The organism is Aureliella helgolandensis, assembly GCF_007752135.1.
Taxonomy (GTDB): domain Bacteria; phylum Planctomycetota; class Planctomycetia; order Pirellulales; family Pirellulaceae; genus Aureliella; species Aureliella helgolandensis.
The window spans coordinates 2121876-2142632 of the sequence record NZ_CP036298.1; the positions used below are offsets into that span (position 1 = coordinate 2121876).

A 20757-nucleotide genomic window follows, 5' to 3' on the forward strand; every position below is an offset into this window, starting at 1 on the left:
TAGCTACTTCTGGTGCAGATTGCGAGTCACCCAGTCGGTGAGTCGCCCGATTTCTTAGCTCACATTGCGCAGGATATCATTCACAACCACAAAGGCCATGAGGCTCAGTAGCCCCAGAACGCCCAGCATGGTCAACCGAATCTGCACCGCTTCGTTTACCGGTTTACCAGTAATGAACTCCCACAGCAGGAATACCATGTGGCCCCCATCGAGCGCCGGAATCGGCAGGAAGTTTAGAATGGCCAAGTTCGCACTCAACAGCGTGAGGAACAACAACAAGCGGGAAACACCAAAGCTGGCTTCGCTCGATGCGGCTTGCACAATGGCGATGGGGCCACCAACTCCCTTGGCCCCAATGCGACCGGTGACTAGCAATTGCAAGAAGTCTAGCACGTCCGTAAATCGGCGCGCCGTTTCCCCCAATCCCAACTGAATCGAGCTCAGGAAACTGTCGGTCGTGATGGTATCCATGAGCGGGGAAAGGCCCACCCCTCGTTGATGCCAAAACCAATCTTGGGAGCTGGCAACTTTCAGTTCAGGCTCCAGAATCTTACCTTCCCGTCGTATGTAACACTTGAACTTTGCACCTTCCGGGACGCCTTGCAGAAAATCATACAGGCAGGCCACATTGAACTTGCCTTGCTCGATGGCTTGCTTCTTGAAGGCCTGCTTGCTGAACATCGTGTCGAGTTCTTCCTTGTCCTCGTCGGAGGCGACCCATAAGAACTGCTCCAGCTGATCTCCCACGCGAACTTGCTCGCCGGAAATTTCCGGATCGACGTAGCTAATCTTGGAGGTGACCTCGAAGGCAATTCCCAGTCCTCCCAACGTCAGAGCTCCGTTCAAGCTTGCGATGGGATCGAATTCCGCTTGCTGCGGACCAGCCAGTGTGATTTCGAGGACTTCTCCGGCGGACGATTCTTGACTGGCCAGTTGTTCGTCTTCCGCTGGCGATTGGTCGCTCTCGGGTGTGGCCGCCTCGTCTTCGTCGGTCTCCGCCTCTGCGGCTTTAAGATCCAGGGTGATGGCTTCCGCAATGGAGTTGGGCGCGCTTCCGCGCCGTACCTTCAAGCGAATCTCTTGCCCGCTCAGGGCTGCAATTTGGGCTGGCAGACGGAGCGCATTGACGACTGGTTCGTCGTTAACCGCTTCAATGACGTCTCCCACTTTTATACCGCTGGCCTCTCCGATCGAACCCTTTTGCAGGGCCACGACCGGTCCCGGAGCAAAACCGAGTCCCAACCATTTGACCGGAACGGCAGGCAATTCGACTTGCAACGTTTGGGGAGAACCCTCGGTTCCCTCTGCAGGGCGTTCTACCGTGACGGTAACTGGCGTTTCAAAATGAGCTTGGAGACGCGAGGTCAGCTCGGAGCCCAAGATGCCGTCAACGCGAGGGTCGACCGGCAAGGTCTCGTCGTTGACGGCAATGATGCGATCTCCAGCTTGCAGATCGGGCTTCACCGACGCCAGTAGCGATACTGGAGAGTAGGGGGTTCCTCCAATGACGGGGGTTGTGGGGGAATTGAGCCCAATTCGATAGACGTCGTGATCCAAGCTGTAGTCAGCGGTTGGAATTGCCACCACTTCGATTCTTTTTCCGTCTCGCTCAGCGGCAATGGGGAATTCTTTCTTCCCTTGAAAACCACCCATGACGACCGACATGGAAAAATCGGAATAGCGAACTTGAGGATCGTCCTCCTGCCGATCGCCGTAGCGCACGATGTGGTCGCCCGTTTGCAGGCCGGTGGACCAGGCGGGGCTGCCGCCATAGGTCGAACCGACGATGGTGGGGGTGTAGGGAACGCCAAAGCGATAGGCCACGCCAGCCAGCAAAACGGCGAAGATAAGATTCATCACGACGCCAGCAGAGATGATAATCATCCGCTGCCACACGGGCTTGGCTGGAAAACTGCGAGGATCGAGCTCCGGTTCGTCCGTCCCCTCTTGATCTCCGCCTAGACGAATCTTCTCGTTCTCTTCGGCCGCTTTCCGAGGGTCGTCGTCCTGTCCCAGCATTTTGACGTAACCGCCCAAGGGAACGATACCGATACCGTACTCGGTTTCCCCCCACTGAAATTTCCCGAGCGTTCGTGGCAGTTTGATAGGGCCAATAGAAATTGGAACATCAAACCCCACGTAAAACTTGTCGCACCGGACGCCAAAGGTCTTGGCCGCCAAGAAGTGTCCCAGTTCGTGCACGAAAATCACGAACCCCAGACCCAGCGCCACCTGAAAAAATAGCCAAAATTTGGTGACCAAACCACCGAGTGTTGCACCGATGGATGCGCTCTCTGCCAGCAATAATGGCAGGGAGTCCAGGGATGGGAACAAGTTGAATCCTTCGACTAGCATTGAGCTGCCCACTTGAGTGTCTCCTCTCGCGCCCATCGGTCTAAGCGCATCAGTTCATCGAGTCCAGGACTCGGGGTGTAATGGTGTTGATCTAATATTCGCCGGCACCCGGCGACTATTTCTGGAAAACGAAGTTCACCAGACAAAAATAGTTCTACGGCAGCTTCATTGGCAGCGTTCACAACCACGCCACAAGTTCCTCCACGCTTCGCGACCTCCCAGCCAAGCTCCAGGGCGGGAAATCGCTCCTCGTCCGCGGGCTCTAAGTCCAGCGTCCAGGGTTGTCGCCAATCCATTTTAGGGCATGGACAGGCAATTCGGTCAGGGTAGGTGAGCGCATATTGTATGGGAAGTCGCATATCGGGCGGACTGAGTTGAGCCAGGACGCTGCCATCGGTGAACTCCACGAAGGAATGAATGATCGATTGCGGATGGACGACGACCGAGATCTTGTCGGCAGGCAGATCGAACAACCAGCGGGCTTCGATCACTTCCAAGGCTTTGTTCATCATCGTGGCAGAATCGATGCTGATCTTGCGCCCCATCTGCCACGTCGGATGGGCCAGGGCATCTTCGACCGAGGCGTCGGCCATCTGAGCGGAGGTCCAGGTTCGAAAGGGGCCACCGCTAGCGGTTAGCACGATGCGCTCCACCTCGCGTTTGGAGCCCGCTTGCAAGGCTTGGAAGATGGCGCTGTGCTCGCTGTCGACCGGGACCATCTCTCCCCCACTTTGGCGGAGTGCGTCTGTCACCAGTCCCCCAGCCACCACTAATGTCTCTTTGTTGGCGAGGGCCAGACGCTTGCCAGCCTGAGCGGCCGCCAGGGTACTCATCAATCCCGCCGATCCGACAATGGCCGCCACGACGGTGTCGACGGACGGATCTTGGGCGAGGCGTACCAAGGCATCGGGGCCGACCAGCAATTCACAGCCTGGCGGGAGTCGCGAGCGGTCACAACCACGCGCCGCCTCGGCACAGGTCGCCACCATATAATGCGGCTGGAAATCCTGCAGCGTGCCGGCTAGTTCTAAAATGCGAGAGTGGGCCGATGCACCCCACAGGTGCCATGGCTCCCCCAGCTCGCGGACCACTTCCAGCGTCGCCGCACCGATGCTCCCCGTCGCTCCCAGCACGGCTATCGAATTTTTAGGCTTGGTCGAACTAGAAATGGGTTTGAGCACGAAGGAGAGTGGCTATCTAATGGCTGTTGGAGAGTGGAGGAATGGGTGGTTGGAGACAACTCCGCCAGGAACTTTTGCCTGGTTCTGTCGTATTCCGGCAGTGCGTGCGACGCACCCAATTGGTGCCAATCTTCGTTTGATCGCAGCGACTATAAAGCCTGCCACTCATGGGAGCAATACAATCGTAACGAATGCGGCCTTTTCCGCTCAGACTTTCGACCCAGTCCCGTCATTAAAACGTACGATTCGTATACTCTTGTAACGTAGGCCGCGCATCGCGTTCACTTTACCCCCCTTTGGTATAGCGTGCAGCCTTTGCCAATCCCCCTCAACTAACGCAGACTTACAGGTGCAGCATGTCGAACCAAGACGATCCAGAAAAGAAGGGCGAGGGCAAAGCTAGCAATTGGGTATGGTACCTCGTACTGACTTGCATCATCTTGCTTTCGGTAGGAGTCTTTTTCGTGCAGAATTCCATTCTGCGACTGAAATACCCCGACCTTATGCGGCTCTTGTCCGAAACGCGATACGTCGAAAAAGGCTCCACCGAGCTCCTGCTAACCACGCCTGGCGAGGATGGCCAAACCGTTGCGCGGACCGGTTCGGTCGTCATTCGCAATAGTGCTCAGCCAGATCGCACGATTACTCTCTCCAAAATTCGCGATGTGCGGATCGATGAGACGACCATTACAGGAATGGTGCACCAAGTCGTCAGGCAGGGGGATAAAGAGACCTCCAGTGGTGATACGCCATTTCGCTCCAACAAGGACAGTTCTGACGAAACGGCCAATGAGCTACGGCACGCTCTAGATCGCAGTAAAGTCAACTGGGAATTCTCCGATGGTCCCGGGTTCATGAACCAGTATGGACCGGTGCTGATCATGATCGGAGCGATTTTCCTGATTATGATGTTTGCCGCCCGTCGGATGTCTGGCATCGGCTCCCCCATGTCGTTCGGTCGCTCACGGGGCAAGCTCTACGCCCAAGACGATATTGGCATCACTTTTGAAGACATCGCGGGTGTCGAAGAGGCGGTAGAAGAGGTCCGCGAAATTGTGGACTTCCTCAAGTATCCTGAAAAATATCAGCGTTTAGGTGGACGGATTCCCAAGGGGGTGTTGCTGGTCGGCCCACCCGGAACCGGTAAAACCCTTCTTGCCAAGGCGATTGCCGGCGAAGCGGGAGTTCCATTTTTCAGCCTATCCGGCAGCGACTTTGTCGAAATGTTCGTGGGCGTAGGTGCTGCCCGCGTTCGGGACATGTTCCAACAAGCCAGTGCCAAGGCGCCGTGCATCATTTTCATCGATGAACTCGATGCGTTGGGCAAGAGTCGCAGTGGAAACAGTGTGGGGGTGCATGACGAACGAGAGCAGACACTCAATGCGCTTCTCGTTGAAATGGATGGCTTTGGCGCCAATGTCGGCATCATTATCATCGCTGCAACCAACCGTCCCGAAACCTTAGACCCTGCTCTCTTGCGACCAGGCCGTTTTGACCGCAACGTGCTAGTCGATCGCCCCGACAAATCGGGCCGAGCCGATATCCTCAAGGTGCACGTCAAGAACGTCAAACTGGGCACGGACGTTGATTTGCAACATATCGCATCGATTACCAGCGGGTTCAGTGGTGCAGACCTCGGCAATCTGGTCAATGAAGCGGCGTTGTTGGCTGCTCGTAAGGGTAAGAATACGGTGGGCCAGCCCGAATTCGACGAAGGCGTTGAGCGTGTTACGGCAGGCCTGGAAAAGAAGAGTCGCATCATGGACGAGGAGGAAAAGCGACGTGTGGCCTACCACGAAGCGGCTCACGCTCTGGTCGCCTGCTCGTTGCCCGATACCGATCCGGTGCACAAGGTCTCGATCATCCCTCGCGGCTTAGCTGCCTTGGGGTACACCATGCAGCGCCCCGCCGGTGAACGCTTCCTGATGACCCAGGCAGAGCTGGAAGCTCAGATGCAAGTTTTGTTGGCTGGGACGCTGGCCGAAGAAATTGTGTTTAAAGACATTAGCACCGGAGCTCAGAACGATCTGGAACGCGCTTCAGCCATTGCACGCAGCATGGTCATGGAGTTTGGCATGAGCCGCCTGGGGAGAGTCAATTATCGCGAAAGCGGTCGTACGCCATTCCTGGGACGCGGTGGCGGAGAGGCCGGTGTGCGTGATCACAGTGAACAAACCGCCCGTGAAATCGATGAAGAGGTTCGCCGCATCGTCGATGATATGCTGCAGAAGGCTCGTCAGATCTTACTCGAACGCCGGCAAGCTCTGGAAAGCATTACCGATCGTCTGATCGAAATCGAAGTCATGGATGCGGAGGAACTCAACCGTCTCATTGATGAGACTATCCCCGGTCCACGCTTCAAACCAGGAACTCAAGGTATCTCTCGCGATGCACCCGTTGCACCGGAGACGCCCTCAACCAACATCAATCCAGCGAGCGATACCGCTTCTTAAAAAGTAGGTATCCCGTGCCCAGGTGCCGCTGCTGGAGACGAATGGCGGCCGCGGCGCCACTCGCGACGAGGGCGATGCCCGAATAGGGAACGGGAGTTATCCCTTCGCGGTCCGAAACCGTTTCCTCAGTCGCCTCCGAGGGTTCACTGAGGAAATGGTCCACAATGGCCAGCAGCGGGTTGTCCCCAAGCGGCGGGACGAAGTCGGCCGCTCCGTCTACTGCCATGTGACGATGGAGGCCCACAATCGCTTCCAATCGAACGTTGATGGGCAAACCGGGGGTGGTTCCGATCGGCAGATGGGCTGGAGCATTGGTATCTAGGGCAATCAGACCTTGGTTGCCAGAGAACCATGACGCACGCATCGCATCGCTAAACACGAGTTCCTCTCCCTGAGTCTCGACCGACTCTCGCAGATGCTGGAGAAGCTCCGTCTCCAGTTGCCAGTCGCTGAGGGGCTCTTCCGCGGAAGCAATTCTGAGCTCGGCAAAAGGAAAGAGTTCGATGAGAGCTTCATCGCTTACGGCTGCCTGTTCGTCAGCAGGGAATGGCTGCGAAGAACGAGAGAATGCGTGCGGCGTCTCCCCGTTGGAATCAAGGGATGGTGACGCAAAAATCGCAAAACGATTCGAATCACTGAAGTAGTTATGGGCCCGCGCATCGGTCTGCGCATCGATCTGCACCTCGGTCCGTTCCACCGCCTCGGTTCTTTCATCCTCACCCGCCATCGATAGAATCGAGGAAGCCAAATCGTCCGCGGCGCCCACCATGCCGAAGAATGGCTCAGGGGGCTGAGCCGTGCTTGGGCGACTCGCTACCGCCTCAGGCCGCGCCGATGCGGTGGGGGAGGTGTTCACACTGACCACGACGCCTACGAGCTCGCGGTTCGGAGTCATGGGGGCGGAACTAGCATGGGGTGCTGTTTGAAGGACAATGGGAATTGTCCAGGCCGAGTCCTCGCCGGCCAGTCGTTGCAGCCGCACTACCGAAAAATTCATGGGGACGCGCAAGGCCCCGTTTGAATCGTGTTGCCCCCTTGGCGTGCCCCGCATCTCAGCCTCTCCACGGCCGTTGGGAGTTCGCTCGCTGCCGGCCGCCAGCCCCGATGTCTCACCCGATGTCTCAAACGCTCCAGTCCGGCCCGATTGGCCGAGGTGAAGCCAGGACACTTCCGCTGCCATCGTGATTTGCGAGGTCGGTGGCATCGTCCAGGAGCTGGAGAAAAGATCTGCAGAGAGCAGGCATCGATCCTCCAGTCGCTCTAACTGAGAGGCAACCCGTAACCTTGGACTCTTCGCCGGTCGTGTTCTTGCCCTCTTCATGTTGCATTCCCTCCGGTAGGCAAGGGGTCCAGATTGGCAGTATGTTTCTTCAAGTAATCACGGTAACGCTGAACATCTGGAGCCAGTTTTATGGCTTTTTCCTGGGCGGCTATGGCTGACCGAAAGCATTCCGCTGCGACGTCGGAACTCTCCAGTTGCCGGTGCAAAAAACCAAGATTGTTGAAAACGGCACCCAGCATGCTAAACCATTCCGCATTGGTTGGAAACGCCTCACAGAGACTCTGTTGTTGGGCCCGCGCCTCCTCGAAGGCTTGGCGAGCCTCCGGAAGGTCTCCCACGCGTGAATAGGCCAATCCCAAATGATTCAAGCTCAATACGAGATCGCGGCGGTAGGGAGGGTATTCAGGTAAGCGTTGCAATAACTGTTGTGCAATATCGACGGATTGCTGATACGAGGCGACCGCTGCCGTGTACTGGCGGTATGCGGCTTGAGCACTACCGAGTGTATTGAGCGTAGCGATTGTCTGTTGCGCAAGTCGAGCGTTTCCTGGGGCCGCCTCAAGAGCCTGGAGTTGCCCGCGCAGTGCCTCTTGAGCTTCGCGAATGGCCCGCGACGGATCTTGGGGGAGAAGGGCCGCACTGAGGTTTGTACGAACCGTCGCCAGTTGCCCGCTGAGTGCTCCCTCGTGGTCCACTTCATCGGATTCGATCAGGAGTTCGACGGCGCGCTGGTAGATTTCCTGTGCTCGGTCGAAAGCGCCAGATTCCGCCAGGAGGAGTCCCAAGTTGTTGAGAGAGGTTGTCAGCTGCAGGATGAGCGATGCGGTCCCGTCGCGCGTCTGCGAATCGTCGGCCGGGGATACACTGGAATTTGTCGAGCTTGCCAGCAGTTGCTCCTGGAGTGCGACTGCGCTGGAAAAATACCGCGCAGCATCTTGCAGATTGCCGCTCGCATGCTGGGCCTTGGCTAAATTGTTCTGAGCGATTGACCATGCAAGTTGGATCGCATCGTCTGTCTCACGATGGGCCAGCTGTTCGTAGAGCCGTTCGCTGAGTCGCAACGCTTCCAACGACTCATCGTTGGCGCCCAGCTGACTGTGCAGTGCACCGATCTTTCCATAGGTAATCGCTAAATCTTGGCTGTATTCAGGATCTCGTTCGATTTCCGCCGCAAACCGCTGATGGTACATGAGAGTCTGCTGCAGGAGCTGCGCTCGCACACGTTCGGCTGCTGGGATTTCGTCCAGCATTTCCGCAATCTGTGTCCCCAGTTCGTCGACGACCCCCCGTGCCAGTCGTAAATTGCGATCGCTGCGACGCGCGTTGGCATCCGAGATGCTCTTCTCGGCCGCCAGCATGGCAGTACCGACCCCGAGTCCTATTACGGCGAGGGCGGCAATGAGCAGCGAAGCCAGTACGCTGCGTCGATGTTTGGAGCCCCAGCGGACGATTCGGTCCAGCGGCGTGGGAGGTCGCGCGACCGTTGGCTCCTCCGCTAAGACCCGTCGCAAATCGGCCGCAAAGTCGCGAGCCGTTTCATAGCGTTGGTCACGCGACTTGGAGAGTGCCTTATGAAGGACCGTTTCCAAATCGCGAGGCAATTCTCTGCAGATCTGCCGCAGAGGAGTCAGCTGGTGGGCATCAATCTTTTTTAGCAGAGTTGCCGCATCGCTCCCCTCGTGAACTGGCCGCAGGGCAAGCATTTCATAGATGGTGGCAGCCAAGGAGTAGATGTCGCAGCGGCCATCGACCAAAGCTGCTTCGCCGCATGCCTGTTCGGGACTCATGTAGCGCATCGTCCCCAGCAAATCCCCCGATCCGGTAAGGGAGACATCGCTTTGGACCCGTGCCAGACCGAAGTCGGTGATCCACACCTTGCCAGCCTCATCCAACATTAGATTGGAGGGTTTGACGTCGCGATGCACCACTCCAGCTTCATGCGCCGCATGCAGTGCCTCGGAAATTTGGGCTGCCCACGACACGATCGTCTGCCAAGCGACGCAGCCAGAGGGATTCCACTGTTCATGGCGGTAGCTCCGTTGCTCCTCAATCCAGGCCTCCATCGACAGCCCGTTGATGAGCTGCATCGCATAAAAATGGATGCCTCGTTCGACACCAACGCAGTACACCGGAACAATGTTTGCGTGGTTGAGCAAGCCTGCGGCGTGCGCTTCGTTCTGAAACCTAGCGATTTGATGCGCATCAAGCATTGATGCGAGGGGCAACAACTTGATTGCCACGGTCCGATTGAGGGACGCTTGTCGCGCCTCGTAAACCACCCCCATGCCTCCACGACCTATCTCGTGCAACAACCTGAAATCACCGAGCTGTTGGTTGAATTCAACGTCAATCAGAGGAGCGTTTTCCTGTTTCGCTCCAGTGGGCATCGGGACCAGTGCGCTGAGCTTCTCAAGGTACAGCACGAGAACATCGGCCAGGTCGGGATGCTCCAACTCCAATTGCTGGACGTCGTGGGCTTCCCCCTGTTCTAAGCCACTGAGAACTTGGTCCAGGATGGAGGCCAACCGCGTTTTTTGTTCTTCGTCCAGTGCGAGCAGCTCGGCCGGTTCCAAGCTGTCATCGACGTTAACGTCAAGCGATTCGATCATGAAGGGGCCTCATCGTCTTTGGGCTCCAACTGAGGTTTGAAGGCCTGCAAGGCGCGCAACCACAGCATCCGCGTCGCCCCGGGAGAACGCTCCATCCGTTTCCCAATTTCTTCAAAGGAGAGGCCCTGCAGGACGCGGAAGATGATCACATCTCGATACTGGGGACGCAGTCCACTGAGCTGATTCGCTAGGTCGACTGCGTCCTCGCGAGCTCGAATCGCCGCACTGGGGGAGTCACCATGCGCAGGCAAGAGCTTGGCCAACGTGCAGGTCGATTCTTCGAGCTGCTTGGTGACTTGGTCAATCGAGACTTCACGGCGAATGTCGCGTTTTCCCGCTTTCACATGGCGGGCCACTGCACGGTGGAGCGTGTTGACCAAGATTTGCCGCAGCCAACACAATAACTCGCCCTGACTCTGCCCACGAAAATCGCCAAAGTCTCGATGGGCTGCCAACATGGCTTCTTGGACGAGGTCGCTTGGGCTGACTCGACGCTGAAGCCTGCGGTCCAAGCCGGTAGAGGCCAGGACCGTCAAGTAGTTGATATACCACTGCAGAAGTTGGCCTAGCGCGACCGTATTGCCGGAGCGAGCTTCAGCCAACAGAGGTAGAAAGTCTTCGCCACGAGTGTCCTGGCTAAATCGACCCGTTGAGTGAGACGAATTCGCGGCAATCATGGTTGTCTCCTTAGGATAGCGGTCTGCCGGTGTACAAAGGCGATCGATAGGCCAGTGTCGGATGAGAGGCAGGACTTCTGCCCTCATAAGAGTAGTCACCGATGGAAATCAAAACCGCCACACTTTCTCATCTGTTTTTTGGGAAGCCCCTCAAATTGACTGGAATGGGGCGGGAAATGCTGGTCAGTTTTCCCGAGAATTTCAATCGGGAGGGGCCGTCATTCTGCGTGCCTGCATGCCTGACTAGGGGGGCGGTGCAAGCTAGCCTTCGCCCGGTCGCTGTCGGACACTCTTAATAGTAACGTGTAAACGATCGATGAGAAAATTGCGCGAATACCGCATCTACCCATTGAAGGTGGTGTCGATAGTTTAGCTCTACGGTGCTCTCCGGATCTGCATCTGTCGCATCACTCTCGCCACGGGTGTAGAACGTTACGGAAATGTGCGTGTCCATCCAATCTCCGAAGCGGCGCCAGTGAACGTTGCGATACCAGCGCTCTTGTGGAGAAAAATGCTCGTTGAAATCCACTGAATCCGTGGGGGTGTCTGCTGACGTTGGGAGGTCGTCTGCAGTTGGGCTATCCTCCGGCATGGGCTCAATGTCTGGAACCGGTGTCAGCTCAACTGGCGGAGCGTAGAGTTCTTGAATTGCCGTTACATCTGCCGCAGAAAGGTTCGTGAACGCTTGGTTGGGCGATACGAAAGGGGCGAGCACCGATCCGGACTCGGCGTCGGAATGGTCAAGCCCCAGAGCGTGGCCAATCTCATGCACGGCTACCCATACTAGATCGTAAGCCGCGCTCCCGAGCGTATTGCCCACCTCCCATGCCTCCGATGCATCGAATTGGACGTCTCCGGCAATGCGGGCGGGATTCACGTCATCCGGAAAATAGGCTTGAGCAAGCGTCCCTCCAGGTCCATCAATGTTGGTGAAGGAAAGGTCGATGGAATCACGCTGTCCAGCCTGGTCTGTCGGCGTAAACGTAAGATCTGCTGCACTCTCCCAGATTGCCAAGGCGGCTTCGATGGCGGCGGTGGTGTCTGCTTGAGACAGCGAGCTAGGAGCGTTCTCAATGTGGTAGGTCAATTCCGCGCTCCCGAGCCCAGGTCCATCCCACCCCAGACTCGCCGCCAGCACGCAACGATTTTCGAGCGGTTGAATCGTAGGAACGCGATGGACTAGGGATCTGCTTCGGTTGCGTCGATTGCTTCGTGGGGAGCGAGGGGATCGATGCCGCATAGCTTGCTTTCCTGTGGGGGATGGGGGCCATAAAGTGTCTGGAATGTAGGCCAAGACACAACGCAACAAGCAGCGATGCGACCTACCGCAGGCAGCCTGCTATGGCTTTGCCTGTCAATGATCGCCCGCCGCGCCGTGTCGCTGCCCACTAGGTTGTTGGATGAAATCCGGCCTGCACAGCCGGCCTTGGCTGTTGGGCCGCTGAGTCAATTGGGATAGGGCGACTCGATCTGAGCTAGAACCGGCGTGGACGCCTTGGTTGAGGCAAGTCGCACTGGCGAATGCGTTTCGCTAGCATCACGATTCTCTGCGTCGCGCTTCGCTTTGAATTCGGCAATTCGCTCTGCTCGATCCGCCCGTTGCTCCTCGGCCCGCTCCCGACGGAGTGCAATCAGTACTTCCTGTTCGCTTGCCGTCCCGGGAAGCTCCCGATTGCCTGCCCCACCACTGCCCTGCATCCATTGTCGCTGTAGAGCAGCCATTTGCATGCGTTGCAGCATCAGCTGCTGCTGCATGGCGTACATTTGTTGCCGTTGCTGCATCAATGCCTGTTGGTAGTCAAAACTACCGGGGGTGCTCGACGAGGTAATTGAGTTGAAGGAAGTGGGCGAGCTCGTCGAGGGGCCACCTCCGCCACGCCCCCCGCGGCCTCCGGAGCATTGTGCGTAGGTGTCGCCGGCGGTCGCCAACGCAATTGCTAGCCCGATTGAGGCCAGCCCAAGATGATGGAACTTCTTAACCATAGATCACCTCCCAGTGTAGAGACAAGTTTCTTCGGCACGATTGGATAAGCCATACCGGTGGCTCTGGCGTGAGTCTCCTCTGCTTACTGCCGCTACTGTATAGGACTCTTTCGTACCTCCAATGTCACGGTCCAGGAAAAAAATTCTAAGCGAGTTCATTGGGTTGCAGCTACTTGGTCTTCCAAGTCATACAGTGGCATGTGCCGATAGTAGACTTCCAGGCAGTACAGCGATAAACAAGTGGTGTACAGCCGGCCAGCAGTGGCCCCCCAGGCGTCTCGGTTCGGGGACCAGCTCCCTCGTTCTGCCCCTCGCTTCTCCTGTTTCGCAGGCACGTCAACGCGCAGTTTCGCGTTCCACTCTTCCCACAATGGGCCACCATAGTGGTGAAGCGATTGGGTAGCGTAATACCAGTAGTAGACGTCCGACCGATCGACATTGAGGAGGTGGTTGGCAACCAGGGAGCTAAGTCCTTGGGACATCCCAGGCATGTTGCGATGCCAGCCTAGGTATTGCCGGCAGAGTAATCCTTCAGCGGTCATGGACGGTGAAGCGGGCCGCCCGGGCTGGTAGGCGTATCCCGCGTTGTAGTCGCTGCCAACGCTTTCCAAATACTCTTCCACTCGCGGAAAGACGTAACCGTTGATTTCCAGTCCAGCGGATTTTCCGCTCTTGAGTCCCATCACGAACCAACCCGTTACGGAAGTGTCCGAATCGGAACGCGGCTCGTACCGCCAACCACCTTGCGGGGATTGGGATTCGCAAGCAAAGTCGCAAGCTCTTTGTGCGTAGGGCTGCAACCAATAGTCCCCCGTCATGCCATACAGTTCGCACACGGCAATGGTGGCTTGCGCCTGAGCATACATCTTCTCGTTGCCACGGGCGCGCTGAGCCATAAAACCATTGGGGCCCTGCTGCTTCACTAGCCACCGAATTGCTTTGTGAACCTGTTGGCGATATTCTCCGCTTTTGTGCGTATTGCCTGCTCCCATAAAAGCGAGCATTGCCATGGAAGTCGCAGCGGTCTGATTCTCCGATCGCGATCCTCCGTCGTAGGGACCCACCATACTCCACGATCCATCAGGCCGTTGCTGCCGCTTTAGCCAGGCAAGTCCCAGAGCCACTGCAGCTTCGGTCTCCTGGGTCCCGCCTCCACTTCTGAGGAGCGCTTGTTTCATTGCACCGGTACGCCCGCTGAACATCGTGGAAGGTCCCATCTCTGCCGCACCTAGCCGCTGAATCGCCAGAGATTTCTCCAGGTGTGCAGCCAGTTCCCGCGGTGCGGAAAGGCTGCTCAGCGTAGGCAACTCGATGGGAACATCCATCCGGATTGGTTGCCAACTTAGATCGGGCATAAACGGTTCGGCGAGCGCAACCGAATCCAATTCCAGCGACTGTAGGGTGAATTCCGTCAATGCAGTCAGTGCTGGCCCATCCCCCTGCTTGAAGGTCAGCCAGAGGCTGCTCCCCACCTTCGATTGGAAGGTGATGAGTGCTAACACAATCATGAGTACTAGATGAAGTATCAAGCTGACCAGCCAGGGTGGCGCGTCCTTGAGCGAGGTTACATGCCGCCGTTGCGTCGCCAGAAAACTCCTCCAGCTCCTGCGTTTCCGCCGTCTTGTTACGGCGGAAGCCACTGGCTTGAAACGTTGATCGGTGAGCGCCCCTCTAGCAAGTTTGGCGGCTGGAGGTTCCTGAGGACTATCCGCCCGATGTGCCACATTGTGTGCCACGTGGTCGCGCTCTACTGGAGTCTCGGGACATGCCACGATACGCCCAACGACCGGTGGTGGCGTTCTCAGAATATTTTTCGTCTCCGATATGGATTGCATGTTCGATTCGCCTAGTGGTGGGTCGTCGATCTCGAGCCTGGGAAGTGTAGCATACTTCTCTAGGACTCTTTCAGCCGCCCCGCGTCACGCTCCCAGGGTCAAACACTCGCAACTGTAAAGTCGAGCCCGCGCAGGCGCGTCTTTCCATTGCTAACCAGCAAGTCGACCAGATCCGAGGAGAGCGGCTGGTATTCATCCGAACCAACTAGACGAATCTGATAGTCGCCAGTATGCGCAAACGAATTGAAGCGGTAATTTCCACGAGAATCACTAGTGGTGGAGTCGACCACCTCTCCGGAATCGTCCAAAAGTTCGAGCGTCACTCCAGCAACTCCCGTGGACGATTGGGGATGCTTGGCCCCCTTCTGGGAACTAGGAGCGTCCATCTGCAGATTCACGGTCCCGCTCACCTCAGCGATCATGAAGAAGACATTGTCTTGCAAGCCCTCTACCTCAGTGTTTCGCTCGATAATGTCGGACAGCGAAGTTTGTTGGAGCTGCCGTAAGGCCGATCCCTGGAACGAAGTCTCGTACCAGAAGCGATCTCCGTCGCGGAGTCTCTCGAACTGGTCCGCAATGATCGTTTGCGCCAGTTCTCCCACGGAGGCGTTGCGCACATGATCCTCCGCTAGCAGTCCGACCCACAGGTCGATATTGTTGACATCGCCGTAAAGGGATTCAAGATTTTGCTGCAATTCGACGTCGCTGGTGATGTCATCGAACGAGTCGAACGCCTCCAATCCGTAGGCTTCACGGGTGGCATTGTAGTCGGCCAAACCATGATCGCGACCGCGTTGTATATTGAGCGCGACGAGATCAAGCCCTCCCGAGCCAGGAGGGCCAAACAGCGCGTTTCGGAGACTATCGACTACTTCCAGGTCGATTTCCTGGGCTAACGTGGACGCGTCGTATTTCAATATCGAGTCGATCCCGGTTTCTTCCAACAGCTGCGGATTCAGGAACGCTTCAGTCAGAGGGATTTCCTCGCCAACGGGTCTGCCATCATTGTCGAAGAATTCCACGTCATCATTGAGCGTGCTGTGCCCGAAACGGAATGCTGCTGTCGAGAACTCATTGGCGATCGTAGGGTTAACCGATGCGTCGTATCCGTCGTAGCTCGAAAGTGCGTCCTTTCCCAGCAAGGCTGGAAGGAACTCGTTGTAGGTAATCGCTTGGATCTCTGCGATGACAATGGCGCGTGCCTGTTGATAGATTTCCTCGTCGGTGAGGGACGTATCGCCGGCGGAGATGGCGTCCGCCAATCGATTGTGTTCACGGACAAACAAGGTCTGAAGCGAGGTTAGTGCGACGTTCTCGCTGGCTCGGATGTCACCCGCCATAATTTGGCCATCCGCATCGGTAGGCAAAAGACCATCGTCGGTTATCAACATCCGGCCCCCCTCGAATTCCCTGAGGCTGTTTGCCGTCTCCAGGTCACTGCCGTAGACCTGCGATCCATCCACAAAAGCAGTGATCTCGCTCACTTGTTCCCGCGGGTTTTCCTCTGAAGTGCCTGTCCCCTCTGCAAACTGTGAACGCGTCAGGGAGATCGTCACCTCGCCCGTCGAAGTGGGGTCAAACTGGAGGTCGCCGGTGGGAACTTCAATTTCAAGCGATTCGGGGTCCTCGACTTGGTTTAGCGTTAGATCGATATCGTGATCGATGAACTGCCCCCAGACATAGATGAATGCGGAGAGTCCCCGGTCATTGGTCGTCCCCTCAGGATCAGCGTCGGAAAGTAGGTTGCTGATCTCCCGAGTGCTTGGGCGGTCCGCACCAGCAGGGGTCGAAATACCGTCGTCATATTCGGCATCCGCAATTCGCAACAGCTCTTCACCCGTGCTTCCCAGCTCAGGGGATTCCAGATTGTTGTTGGTCCCATCAATCGATCGAACCTCGTCGGGCGCACTGGGGATAGTTTTTTCGATTGTCGGCTGTTGCCCATGCATCCCCTGCTCGCCTCGGTTCAGACGATTGATGACCATCAATGCATCGAGCGGTGACCGAAATCCGTCGTTGCTGACGTCGATGAAATGCAGAGCATCCGATCCTCGCTGTTGGTTCATGGAATCGATCACAATCAATGCATCCATGGGCGTAACAAGACCGTCGTCGTTGACGTCCTCGGCATCAAAGCGATTGTGGTGAAACGGTTGAAAGTCAGCCGCTAACAACCTCCTCGTTTCCAACGTCTCGCCCCGCAGACGTCTCGCGTACCGCTTTCGCGGAGATCGTTTCAGCGCGTTGCGGCGCAATCTACGCCCAAGGCTCCGTAGGAGAATTTGAACAGACTGAGTAGTGGATTCCAAAAGCGACATGGTCAAGCCCCGCGAAAAGATGAGAAGATCGGAGCACGTCGAGATCCTTGACAGTGAGAGCTGCACTCCTGCAGGCATCACCCAATCAAAGAATCCAATCCGTCGAGGTGCCCCCAGACTGGTAGGACTCCAAACGTGTTGAAACGTCACGAGTGCTGTGCCAAAAATCTCAAGTGCAGTGCCAATAAAAGACACTCTCCGAACACCGCATCGGATGGCCTTTAAGCGTTTGCCCATGAGTGGAATTCCGCCCCTGGGGCGCTGAGCAAGGAGTGGCCAGGTTGACCAGGCAATGCTCGTCTGGGCAACTTTGCGCAACGGGAGCAGCGAGCCAGTGCATTACGAGGCAGCGGTTGCGTCGCGTAGGACGGTAAATTTTGTTCGCCAAGTCAATTGCGGTATCAAAAATGCAGCATGGTTGCCTTGCTTGGGGACACTTGATGGTACTTAGGGCTCGGAACGTTTGTCGAGCTCTGTCGCAACTTGGCGATACTGCATTCGTGTTTGCTCACAGCTACCAATACCGCGCCAGGCGCGGAGGAGCGTTTCATATGTTACTCCAGATTGTTCAGAAACTCGTGTTTGGATTCGCAGCTACCGCATTCGTTTCCACTTCGGCTGTCGCCCTGGCCCAACGCGCTGGTGGCGGCGGCTATGCGCGTGGAGGAATGTCCTACATGGGTGGTGGTGTTTCTAGCCACAGCTATTCCGGATACGGACGCTCCGGTGGCTATGGTTCCGCTTACGGCAACTACAACCGACCTAGTATTAGTCTGTCGATCGGTGGTGGCTCGCCCTACGGCCTGGGTTATGGTGCGGGGTATGGTGGATTCCGCTACGGCCAGGGCTATTCGGGCGGAGGGTATCGCGTGGGTTCCGGGGGCTACGGCTATCGCAGCTCCAGCTATCCCTACATTGCCGCCCAGGGAAACTACTCGCCCTATCGAGCTAGAGCCTCCCGCTATCCCCAAACGTATGCCCAACCAGCGCTACGCGGTCGAACCAGCAGCGGTCAAGCAGGTTATGGCAACTACTCGCATTCTGGGACGGCAAATCAGCGCGCCGTTGGCTCAAGGGTTTCTCCCACGTCCGATTTGCGGCCAGGGATGGTGTTGTCGGATGGCTCCACCGTGCTGTCCGTCGGGCCAATTGGCGGACGAGCCAGCCGTTAGTAACCGAGGCTCAAGACCCGAGAAGCATCTTGGGCCGTGGGGAGCTCAGCCTTCCCACCCTGACCCAATCGAGACACCGAACGGGACCTCAGCCGAATTGGTACTGGGGGGGGAATGGGGAACGGGGAGTGAGTGGCTAGGTGCTCTCAATGTCGATTGCGTCGATTACCAGGTGTCACACTTCGCAGTCGCTGTACAGCCCTCGCCGCTGTCCTTCCACATTCTTTCTCATTCTTTCTCATTCTTCTCACTCAGTCGCGGCGCGAGTCATCTCTGCCGAGTGTGGCTATGACACGCTCCTGTTTGAGGAGTGTTGCCAGCTGGCTTGAGTTTGCAACTTCAGCGATGGGAATTGCCTCAGAGGGACTCATTGGGAGGAACCAGACAGATTGGGCTCTTGGCTTTTTCAGGGAGTGCGTATACCGTATAGGGGTATGCGGCTCGAATCTAGCTTCGTCTTGTACTGCACAGCTGGATTTTTCATTGAGGACCAGGAATGAACCAAGCGAAGACACAGACTATCGACCCTGTTTGTGGCATGTCGGTCGATGTGGAATCAGCCCGCTCGTCTACCCACCAGGGTGTAGAGTATTTCTTTTGCAGCGCCTCCTGTCAGAAGAAATTTGAGGCATCGCCGGACGCCGTGCTAGCGAGCGCTTCCCAGCGGGCTGGAAACTCGGTCGCGCGGACAGGTGAGCCGCTGCACAGTTGCTGCCATGGGGAGAAGAGTTCCGCCAAAGGCCTTCCACCTGTGGACACCGGTGCCATTTACACTTGCCCGATGCACCTAGAAATTGAGCAGGTCGGTCCAGGCGACTGTCCCATTTGCGGAATGGACCTCGAACCGAAGGTGATTAGCGCCGCGGCCGAGGAGGATGAGCAGCAATACCTCCAGATGAGGCGACGGTTCTGGGGCAGCGTGGTTCTGTCGGTGCCGTTGCTCGCGATTGCCATGGGCCCCATGATCGGAGTGCGAATCGCTGACGCGTTTTCGGACCGGAGCTTCGGCTTGCTGCAACTTGCCCTTGCGACTCCGGTGGTGTTTTGGTGTGGCTGGCAACTCTTAGTCCGCGGCATCAAATCGTTTCGTTCCATGAATTTGAACATGTTCTCGCTGATCACCGTAGGAACTTTGGCTGCGTTCCTATTTAGCCTGTTTGTCGTTCTATTTCCCAGTTGGATTCCCACGGCCTTCTTCGAAGATGGCAAACCGCCACTCTACTTTGAAGCTGCGGCAGTCATCACGACTCTCGTATTGCTCGGTCAGGTATTGGAGCTTCGAGCTCGACAGCAGACCGGCGGTGCCATCCGGGAGTTGATGCAACTCGCTCCCGAAACGGCGCACCGAATTGCCGATAGCGGTGAGGAAGATGTCCCCTTGGACGCTATTCAACAAGGGGATCGGCTGCGCGTCCGGCCGGGTGAGAAGATTCCTGTGGATGGAAGGGTCTTGAGTGGTTCGAGCAGCGTTGACGAATCCATGTTGACCGGCGAGCCCCTGCCGGTACAGAAACGGGAAGGGGATGACGTCACTGGCGGCACCCTCAACCAAACTGGTGCGGTAGTGATGAAAGCCGTTGGCGTCGGTGACGATACGGTTTTGCATCGCATCGTGCAGATGGTAGCCGAAGCGCAGCGAAGCCGCGCTCCAATCCAACAATTGGTCGACGTCGTCGCTCGCTATTTTGTTCCCACGGTAATCCTGTGCTCCATCCTGGCCTTCATTGGTTGGGCGGTGTGGGGCCCAGAACCCCGCTTGGCCTATGCATTCGTCGCCTCAGTGGCCGTCTTAATTATTGCCTGCCCCTGCGCTCTCGGACTAGCAACTCCAATGTCAGTGATGGTCGGAGTCGGGCGGGGTGCGAGAGAAGGAGTTTTGATCAAGAACGCCGCCGTGTTGGAAGTGCTGGAGAAGGTGGATACCATCGTTATCGACAAGACCGGGACGCTTACGCAGGGGCGGCCCGAATTGACCAAACTTGAAACCTTGGGGGATTGGCGAGCCAGCGAAATACTGCGGTTGGCAGCAGCCGTCGAGCAGCAAAGCGAACATCCCCTGGCCCAGGCGGTCGTTCGGAAGTCGCAGGCCGATGCGCTCTCGATACCCGAAGCGAGTAATTTCACGAGCATTACTGGCGGTGGTGTCCGCGCTACCGTTGACGGTCACGAGCTGTTGATCGGAAAAGCCTCCTTGCTCGAAGCGCAGGATGTCACCGATCTTGCGATTGGTCGAGAACGCGCTGCAGAGCATCAGCGAGGCGGGGCAACAGTCATTTTCGTTGCCATTGACGCCCGGCTCGCTGCCTTCATGGTGATCTCCGACCCGATCAAAGAAAGTACCCCGGCCGCACTTGGGGCGCTGCACGAACTGGGACTGCAAGTGGTCATGCTAACCGGCGATGCTGAATCGACCGCCCGGGCCGTAGCACAGCAGCTGGGAATCGATCAGTTTGAAGCTGGTGTCTCCCCTCAAGATAAATATGAGTTTGTGCAGCGATTAAAAAGTGAGGGCAAGATCGTGGCCATGGCGGGTGACGGAATCAACGATGCTCCAGCACTCGCCTTAGCCGACGTTGGCATTGCTATGGGGACCGGAACCGGTGTTGCGATGGAGTCTGCGGGCGTCACCCTAGTGGGAGGTGACCTGCGCGGTATTGCAGCGGCAGCCCGGTTGAGTCGCAAGACCATGCGCAACATTCGCCAGAATTTGTTTTTTGCGTTTGTCTACAATACGCTTGGCATTCCCTTGGCCGCAGGTCTGCTCTTTCCGTTTTTCGGCGTCCTGCTTAGCCCCATGATTGCTGCAGCAGCCATGAGCTTCAGTAGCGTGTCCGTCATCCTCAATGCATTGAGGCTCCGCACCGCAAGGCTCTCCTGAATCTCGCAGCCTTC

Annotated in this window: 12 protein-coding genes; 3 read left to right on the forward strand and 9 right to left on the reverse strand. The window is 57.0% G+C overall.

Annotation, left to right across the window (positions count from 1 at the left end):
* Positions 1–54 precede the first annotated feature (54 nt).
* Positions 55–2355: a site-2 protease family protein gene (locus Q31a_RS07460; protein WP_197356394.1), complete on the reverse strand. Its 2301-nt coding sequence runs from the start codon at positions 2353–2355 to the stop codon at positions 55–57.
* Positions 2349–3536 (reverse strand): 1-deoxy-D-xylulose-5-phosphate reductoisomerase, encoded by a 1188-nt coding sequence (gene dxr / locus Q31a_RS07465; protein ID WP_145076203.1) that lies wholly within the window; start codon positions 3534–3536, stop codon positions 2349–2351. Before dxr ends, Q31a_RS07460 begins: the two co-directional genes overlap by 7 nt.
* Before the next feature lie 356 nt (positions 3537–3892).
* Between dxr and ftsH the strand changes: the two genes are divergently transcribed.
* Complete coding sequence (ftsH, locus tag Q31a_RS07470; protein ID WP_145076206.1) at positions 3893–5989, forward strand: ATP-dependent zinc metalloprotease FtsH; 2097 nt, start codon at positions 3893–3895, stop codon at positions 5987–5989.
* Here the strand turns inward: ftsH and Q31a_RS07475 are convergent.
* From Q31a_RS07475 to Q31a_RS07505, 7 genes are all read right to left on the reverse strand, one after another.
* Positions 5961–7310 (reverse strand): hypothetical protein, encoded by a 1350-nt coding sequence (locus tag Q31a_RS07475; RefSeq protein WP_145076209.1) that lies wholly within the window; start codon positions 7308–7310, stop codon positions 5961–5963. The genes ftsH and Q31a_RS07475 overlap by 29 nt on opposite strands.
* A complete protein-coding gene (locus Q31a_RS07480; RefSeq protein WP_145076212.1) occupies positions 7307–9880 on the reverse strand; it encodes a serine/threonine-protein kinase in 2574 nt (857 codons plus the stop codon). Before Q31a_RS07480 ends, Q31a_RS07475 begins: the two co-directional genes overlap by 4 nt.
* Positions 9877–10557, reverse strand: a complete 681-nt coding sequence (locus Q31a_RS07485) for a sigma-70 family RNA polymerase sigma factor (RefSeq protein WP_145076215.1) — start codon at positions 10555–10557, stop codon at positions 9877–9879. The genes Q31a_RS07480 and Q31a_RS07485 overlap by 4 nt, the downstream gene beginning before the upstream one ends.
* Before the next feature lie 292 nt (positions 10558–10849).
* Positions 10850–11797 (reverse strand): matrixin family metalloprotease, encoded by a 948-nt coding sequence (locus Q31a_RS07490; RefSeq protein ID WP_145076218.1) that lies wholly within the window; start codon positions 11795–11797, stop codon positions 10850–10852.
* 206 nt (positions 11798–12003) lie between these two features.
* Complete coding sequence (locus tag Q31a_RS07495) at positions 12004–12540, reverse strand: hypothetical protein (RefSeq protein ID WP_145076221.1); 537 nt, start codon at positions 12538–12540, stop codon at positions 12004–12006.
* Between the two features lie 155 nt (positions 12541–12695).
* A complete protein-coding gene (locus Q31a_RS07500; RefSeq protein WP_197356395.1) occupies positions 12696–14375 on the reverse strand; it encodes a prenyltransferase/squalene oxidase repeat-containing protein in 1680 nt (559 codons plus the stop codon).
* A gap of 98 nt (positions 14376–14473) precedes the next feature.
* Positions 14474–16693 carry a peroxidase family protein gene (locus Q31a_RS07505; RefSeq protein WP_145076224.1) on the reverse strand — a complete coding sequence of 740 codons (2220 nt, stop codon included), beginning with the start codon at positions 16691–16693 and terminating at the stop codon, positions 14474–14476.
* Positions 16694–17244: 551 nt separating this feature from the next.
* Between Q31a_RS07505 and Q31a_RS07510 the strand changes: the two genes are divergently transcribed.
* Both Q31a_RS07510 and Q31a_RS07515 read left to right on the forward strand, forming a co-directional pair.
* Positions 17245–17865 carry a hypothetical protein gene (locus Q31a_RS07510; protein WP_145076227.1) on the forward strand — a complete coding sequence of 207 codons (621 nt, stop codon included), beginning with the start codon at positions 17245–17247 and terminating at the stop codon, positions 17863–17865.
* Between the two features lie 496 nt (positions 17866–18361).
* Positions 18362–20743 carry a heavy metal translocating P-type ATPase gene (locus tag Q31a_RS07515; protein WP_145076230.1) on the forward strand — a complete coding sequence of 794 codons (2382 nt, stop codon included), beginning with the start codon at positions 18362–18364 and terminating at the stop codon, positions 20741–20743.
* Positions 20744–20757: the final 14 nt, after the last annotated feature.

Bases quoted from the DNA above. Each gene is read 5' to 3' on its own strand.
- Q31a_RS07460 (WP_197356394.1), bottom strand. From the start codon at position 2,355: ATGCTAGTCGAAGGATTCAACTTGTTCCCATCCCTGGACTCCCTGCCA.
- ftsH (WP_145076206.1), top strand. From the start codon at position 3,893: ATGTCGAACCAAGACGATCCAGAAAAGAAGGGCGAGGGCAAAGCTAGC.
- Q31a_RS07475 (WP_145076209.1), bottom strand. From the start codon at position 7,310: ATGAAGAGGGCAAGAACACGACCGGCGAAGAGTCCAAGGTTACGGGTT.
- Q31a_RS07480 (WP_145076212.1), bottom strand. From the start codon at position 9,880: ATGATCGAATCGCTTGACGTTAACGTCGATGACAGCTTGGAACCGGCC.
- Q31a_RS07485 (WP_145076215.1), bottom strand. From the start codon at position 10,557: ATGATTGCCGCGAATTCGTCTCACTCAACGGGTCGATTTAGCCAGGAC.
- Q31a_RS07490 (WP_145076218.1), bottom strand. From the start codon at position 11,797: ATGCGGCATCGATCCCCTCGCTCCCCACGAAGCAATCGACGCAACCGA.
- Q31a_RS07495 (WP_145076221.1), bottom strand. From the start codon at position 12,540: ATGGTTAAGAAGTTCCATCATCTTGGGCTGGCCTCAATCGGGCTAGCA.
- Q31a_RS07500 (WP_197356395.1), bottom strand. From the start codon at position 14,375: ATGCAATCCATATCGGAGACGAAAAATATTCTGAGAACGCCACCACCG.
- Q31a_RS07505 (WP_145076224.1), bottom strand. From the start codon at position 16,693: ATGTCGCTTTTGGAATCCACTACTCAGTCTGTTCAAATTCTCCTACGG.
- Q31a_RS07510 (WP_145076227.1), top strand. From the start codon at position 17,245: ATGTTACTCCAGATTGTTCAGAAACTCGTGTTTGGATTCGCAGCTACC.
- Q31a_RS07515 (WP_145076230.1), top strand. From the start codon at position 18,362: ATGAACCAAGCGAAGACACAGACTATCGACCCTGTTTGTGGCATGTCG.